Source organism: Streptococcus mitis, from assembly GCF_002096755.1.
GTDB lineage: Bacteria > Bacillota > Bacilli > Lactobacillales > Streptococcaceae > Streptococcus > Streptococcus mitis_AC.
This window is the reverse complement of record NZ_NCVF01000001.1, coordinates 1-3,463: the sequence shown is the minus strand read 5'-3', so window position 1 is coordinate 3,463 and position 3,463 is coordinate 1. Positions and strand designations below refer to the sequence as shown.

Below are 3,463 nucleotides of genomic sequence, written 5' to 3'. Positions count from 1 at the left end.
AGATCATTGCCAACTTTTTTGATTTCTGATCTAGTTGTCATCTCTGGAAGTGGTAATACTCTACGACCATCTGCTCCAAAGTAATATCGACCTGGTAGATTTTGGAAATTACGAATGACAGCCTTAGGATCAATTTCTTGTCCTTCTTCTTTATTATCCACTAAAGCTAAGGTTGTATTTGCAACCTCATCCCCGTATTTGTCGGAAAACTTCTTGAACTCAGGTTTAATATACCAAGTGTTTTTTTCAATAATAACATCGTCACCTTTAGCATTTAGCAAATATTCTTGCCCATCTCCAAGTTTGACAATATCATGAATATTGTATCCAGAATCTTTTCTATTTGCTAGATAGCCATCCTTACCAATGACATAACTTTCCCCATCACTGGCTGGAACAGCTCTATCTGCGACCATTGCACCTGATTTTTCAAAGTAAGACCATTGACCATTTGCAGTTGCCCATCCTGTTGCCATAGCGCCACTGCCTTTTAGGTAGTACCAAGTAGACCCTTCTTTGTACCAACCTGTGCGCATAGCACCACTATCTGCTAGTGAGTACCATGTGTTACCTTCCTTGTACCAGCCAGTACGCATAGCGCCACTATCTGCTAGGGAATACCATGTATTTCCGTCTTTGAGCCAGCCTGTCTGCATTTTACCAGTGCCGTCGAAGTGATACCATGAGCCAGCATTTTGTACCCATTTATCCTTAGCTAGACTGCCATCTTGAGAAAGATTCCAGTCAGCACCATTTTTAACCCAAGTATCTGCAGCTTGTGCTTGGTTGATAGACAAAAGTAGAGCAGCACCTGCAAGCAAACCAAGTGTGAGTAGTTTAGATTTTTTCATAGCCATTTCCTCCTATTCTATAGCGAAATGAACATGACTTCCTAGTAAACAAAGCTGTTCGCTTTTTCGTTTTACTCTGTCAGATAGTTTATTTAACAACAGAAACATTTCCTGTCTTACTATCGATTTTAACAGTTTGACCGTAGAAACCGTCAATTTCTTTATTAAGATAATCTGAAATTCCTGTTGGCAATCGTTTCATTTTAAGAATTTCACCAGATTGGTCTGCATAAACAAGAATATGATAGTGATGATAGCTTGGTCTATCATCAATCAATGCAAAATAACCTGTTTTGAGTTTGCCATTATCACCATCTAAATAGTATAGTTTATTATTATTGATTGTGAAGCTGGTAGCTCCAAGAAGAAGTCGTGCACCCGGATTTTCTAGATAGATATCATTTCCAACTTTTTTAATCTCTGAATAGGTGGTCATTTCTGGTAAATTTGTTACGCGACGACCATCTGCCCCAAAGTAATACCTGTTTGGTATGTTTTGGAAATTTTTCACGACAGCTTTAGGATTAATTTCTTGTCCTTCTTCCGTATTATCTACTAAAGCCAACATCGTATTGGAAACTTTATCTCCATATTTATCAGAAAACTTCTTAAATTCAGGTTTTATGTACCAAGCATTTTTTTCAACAATGACTCCATCTTTTCTAGGAATAAGATGATAATCATACCCATCAGACAAAGTAACAATATTTGTGATAATTGTATCATCCGCTTGAGATTGTTCAACCTGACTTGGGAGTTTGGTTAACAGATATCCATCCTTACCAATGACATAACTTTCCCCATCACTGGCTGGAACAGCTCTATCTGCGACCATAGCACCTGATTTTTCAAAGTAAGACCATTTACCATTTGGAGTCGCCCATCCTGTTGCCATAGCGCCACTGTCTTTGAGGTAATACCATGTAGATCCTTCTTTGTACCAGCCAGTACGCATAGCGCCACTACTTGCGAGCGAATACCATGTGTTACCTTCCTTGTACCAGCCAGTGCGCATAGCACCACTATCTGCTAGAGAATACCAAGTATTCCCATCTTTGAGCCAACCTGTCTGCATTTTACCAGTGCTATCGAAGTGATACCATGAGCCAGCATTTTGTACCCATTTATCCTTAGCTAGACTGCCATCTTGAGAAAGATTCCAGTCAACACCATTTTTAACCCAAGTATCTGCAGCCTGTGCTTGGTTGATAGATAAAAGTAGACCAGCACCTACAAGCAAACCAAGTGTGAGTAATTTAGATTTTTTCATAGCCATTTCCTCCTTTATTGAATAGTTATCAAAAAATATTTTTCCATCATAAACATTCTACATAACTCCTAATAATCCTTAAGAGTCAACCAACACCTTCTTTCTATCATCATTGCCCACCCCACACCTTTATGATATACTAAATATAAATATTTTCCTAAAACTTCTACTTTTGGAACATTTTTGGAGGCAAAAATATGCGGTGGGATATTGGTTCAGTTTATAAATACATTCGTAAGTCAAAAGGGATTACACAAAATGAGGTCTGTGGTGACTACATTACTCATTCTAACTTATCTAAGTTTGAAAATAATCATTCTACTCCTAGGTATGATACTATGGAGTTGCTTTTGAGGCAAATTGATATGAGTTTCGATGAATTTCATTATATTTGTCAACATTACCAAATGGATTCTCGTAAGAAATTATTTTCAGAATATTATCAAGTCATTTCTTCACCTAATCTAGAAGAAATGAAGACACTGCTATCAAAATGTCAAATTTATATAGATGAAGTGCAGAATGATATCCCAATAGAACATGCTGTGAAAGAACTAACCATTTTTATAGAAGTGATTGAAAATCAGTTTTCCGATAAAGCTCAAGCCTTGGCTGAGGAATTATGGAAAGAATTGGAAAAAAGAGATCAGTGGTTCCTATCAGATTTACGATTGCTAGTGATGATCATTTTCCATTTCCCTATTGATTCACTAGAAATGCTACGTCAAAGACTTGTAAAATCTCTAAATAAATACACAGATTATCGTCCAATTCAAAGTATTCATTACTCCATTCTAGCCAATATGACACGAATGTACCTTGAAGCAGGGAAGAAAGATGACTGTCTATGCTTAATTCAAAAATGTCTTGATTTAGCAAAAATATTGAAACGATACGATTTATTAGGTGTAGCTCAAGTACGTCTGGGAATTGTTAATGAAGATCATACTATGATTAATAAAGGATTATCCTTACTCGAATCAACAGATGAAAGTCGATTACTAGAAGAAATGAAAAGAGAAGTTAGTGATTATTATCAAGCAGATTTTTTTGAAACAGAGACCAAACAGTAACTATTACTTTATGAATAAAAGCGAACATGACTTCCTAGTATACAAAGCTGTTCGCTTTTTCGTTTTACTCTGTCAGATAGTTTATTTCACAACAGAAACATTGCCCGTTGAACCATCATATCTAACAGTTTCTCCATAAAAACCTGAAATTCCCTTTTCAATAAGATCACTGAGATCATTAGGCAAAACTTTCATCTTCACGATTTCACCAGATTCATCTGCATAGCCCAAAATATGGTGATCTTTAGATAATAATCCGTCCATAAACA

At 36.5% G+C, this 3,463-nt stretch carries 3 protein-coding genes and 1 pseudogene; 1 reads left to right on the top strand and 3 read right to left on the bottom strand.

Annotated features, from left to right (window positions below):
- A partial coding sequence (locus tag B7700_RS00020; RefSeq protein ID WP_084886309.1) for a PspC-like choline-binding domain-containing protein occupies positions 1-851 on the bottom strand: 851 nt, incomplete at its 3' end.
- 88 nt (positions 852-939) lie between these two features.
- Positions 940-2,121, bottom strand: coding sequence for an N-acetylmuramoyl-L-alanine amidase family protein (locus B7700_RS00015; protein ID WP_084886306.1), 1,182 nt, complete (start codon positions 2,119-2,121; stop codon positions 940-942).
- A gap of 197 nt (positions 2,122-2,318) precedes the next feature.
- On the opposite strand from B7700_RS00015, the gene B7700_RS00010 reads away from it, so the two are divergent.
- Positions 2,319-3,194: a helix-turn-helix domain-containing protein gene (locus B7700_RS00010; RefSeq protein WP_084886303.1), complete on the top strand. Its 876-nt coding sequence runs from the start codon at positions 2,319-2,321 to the stop codon at positions 3,192-3,194.
- A gap of 81 nt (positions 3,195-3,275) precedes the next feature.
- Here B7700_RS00010 and B7700_RS00005 read toward each other — a convergent pair.
- Positions 3,276-3,463, bottom strand: a pseudogene (locus B7700_RS00005) (N-acetylmuramoyl-L-alanine amidase family protein); the annotation flags it as partial.

Excerpts from the sequence above, each read along its gene's own strand:
- B7700_RS00015 (WP_084886306.1), bottom strand. The coding sequence starts at position 2,121 with ATGAAAAAATCTAAATTACTCACACTTGGTTTGCTTGTAGGTGCTGGT.
- B7700_RS00010 (WP_084886303.1), top strand. The coding sequence starts at position 2,319 with ATGCGGTGGGATATTGGTTCAGTTTATAAATACATTCGTAAGTCAAAA.